The 2,464-nt window shown below is 60.7% G+C and carries 2 protein-coding genes; both read left to right on the top strand.

Annotated elements, in window-relative coordinates:
* Positions 1-303: phosphopantetheine-binding protein (locus tag M2401_RS34275; protein WP_259111503.1), on the top strand; the 303-nt coding region annotated here is incomplete at its 5' end.
* A partial coding sequence (locus M2401_RS34270; RefSeq protein ID WP_259111501.1) for a condensation domain-containing protein occupies positions 300-2,464 on the top strand: 2,165 nt, incomplete at its 3' end. The genes M2401_RS34275 and M2401_RS34270, both read left to right, overlap by 4 nt.

Below are 2,464 nucleotides of genomic sequence, written 5' to 3'. Positions count from 1 at the left end.
TATATCGAGCCGGAAACAGAATTGCAGCAGCAGCTGGCGGCGATCTGGGCCGATGTGCTGAAGGTCGAGCGGGTCGGCCTGAATGACGATTTCTTCGAACTGGGCGGTCATTCGTTGCTGTCGTTGACGGTGATTTCCCGCATCCAGTTGCAGTTGGGTCGCAGCCTTAAACCGGAGCTGTTGTTCCAGTTCCCGAAACTTAGTGAATTTGCCGACGCCTTGAACGTTGTAGAGGAGGACAGTTTTGAAGAGAAGCTCCGTCGATTGAGCTTCCTCGCCGAAGACCTGGAGTCGGTCGAATGAACAATGAGTTGGCAGTAGGCATCATCCGTCGTTTTATCAAGCTACCGCTGGATAAGCGCAAACAGTATCTGCAACAGATGCTCGCCGAGGGCATTTCACCGGCCAACCTGCCGATCCCCGAACTGCGCTCCGGGTTCGAGCGGTTGCCGTTGTCCTATGCCCAGCAACGCCAGTGGGTTCTCTGGCAGATGGACCCGCAGAGTGCGGCTTACCATATTCCGACGGTGTTGCAGCTGCGCGGAGCATTGCAGGTGTCTGCCCTTGAAGCCGCGTTCGCAGCACTGGTGGATCGCCATGAATCCTTGCGCACGACCTTTACCTTGCAGGATGAGCAGCCGGTGCAGCAGGTGCATGAATCACTGCCCCTGAGCCTGCAACTGGACGGGCCGGTGGCCGCCGAGCAACTGCCGCAGCTGATCGCCGCTGAAATCCGCCGCCCCTTCGATCTGGAGCACGGTCCGTTATTGCGCCTGCGTCTGTTATCCCAAGGCGAGCAGGATCATGTGCTGATCGTGACGTTGCACCATATCGTTGCTGATGGTTGGTCGATGCCGCTGATGGTTGAGGAGCTGGTGCAGCTGTATCAGGGCCAGCTCAGCGGCAGCCCGGTCGAACTGCCGCCCCTGGCCATCCAGTACGCCGACTATGCGATCTGGCAACGGCGCTGGATGGAGGCCGGCGAGCAGGAACGACAACTGGCGTACTGGCAACAGCAACTGGGTGGTGAACAGCCGGTGCTGGAACTACCCCTGGATCGTCCGCGTCCGGCGGTGCAGGACCTCAGCGGCGCGCGTTTCGATATCCAACTGGATGCGGCTCTGACCTCAGGGCTCAAGCGCCTGGCCCAGGAGCAGGGCGTGACGTTGTTCATGGTGCTGTTGGCCTCGTTCCAGGCCCTGCTGCATCGCTATTCGAGCCAGGGCGACATTCGGGTCGGGGTGCCAGCGGCAAACCGTACGCGAGTGGAAACCGAAGGGCTGATCGGCTTCTTCGTCAATACCCAGGTGCTCAAGGCTGAATTCGCTATCACCACCACCCTGGCCGAACTGCTGGCTCAGGTCAAACGCACGGCCCTGGAAGCCCAGGCCCATCAGGATCTGCCGTTCGAACAACTGGTCGAAGCCCTGCAGCCGGAGCGCAGCCTCAGCCATACCCCGTTGTTTCAGGTGATGTTCAATCACCAGACCCAGACCAAAGGCGCTACTGGTGAACTGGCCGGGCTGCGGGTCGAGAATCTGGGTTGGGAGGCGCACAGTGCGCAATTCGACCTGACCCTGGAAACCTTTGAGGACCCGCAGGGCTTGTTCGCGTCGTTGAATTACGCCACGGCGCTGTTCGATAGCGCCACGGTCGAGCGCCTGGCGACGCACTGGCGGCATCTGTTGATGGCCATGCTCAATGACGTGCAGCAGTGCGTAGCCGAATTGCCGATGCTTGATGAGGTTGAGCAGCAGGTCCTGCTACGTGAGTGGAATCGTACCTCGGCACCCTATCCTGACGAGCAGTGCATTCATGCCCTGATCGAAGCGCAGTCCGCCAGGGCTCCCGATGCCACGGCTCTGCTGTTCGGTGAGCAGCAGATGAGTTACGGCTTGCTCAACCTGCGTGCCAACCAGGTCGCGCAGCAGTTGCGCGAGCGTGGCGTAGGCCCCGATGTATTGGTAGGGGTCGCCGCCGAACGCAGCATGGAAATGGTCGTGGGCCTGCTGGCGATTCTCAAGGCGGGCGGCGCCTACGTGCCGCTGGACCCGGATTATCCACGGGATCGCCTGGCCTACATGATCGAAGACTCAGGCATTGGCCTGCTATTGACCCAGGCGCATCTGCGCGAACAATTGCCGGTGCCCGCAGGCGTGAATTGCCTGTTGCTGGAAGATGCCGGTGCCGGTTATCCAGTCAGTAATCTGAAGAGTCTGACCAGCCCGAGCAATCTGGCTTACGTGATCTACACCTCCGGTTCCACCGGCCGCCCCAAAGGCGCAGGCAACAGCCATCAGGCCCTGGTCAATCGCCTGCACTGGATGCAGAAGGCCTACGGCCTGAACGACGCCGACACGGTGCTGCAGAAAACTCCGTTCAGTTTCGATGTGTCGGTCTGGGAATTCTTCTGGCCGCTGCTGACGGGGGCCCGCCTGGCGCTGGCACAACCGGGTGATCATCG

The sequence above is a fragment of the Pseudomonas sp. JUb42 genome, assembly GCF_024807945.1.
GTDB lineage: Bacteria > Pseudomonadota > Gammaproteobacteria > Pseudomonadales > Pseudomonadaceae > Aquipseudomonas.
The sequence above is the reverse complement of the archived record's forward strand: the minus strand, read 5'-3'. Positions and strand labels throughout refer to the sequence as shown.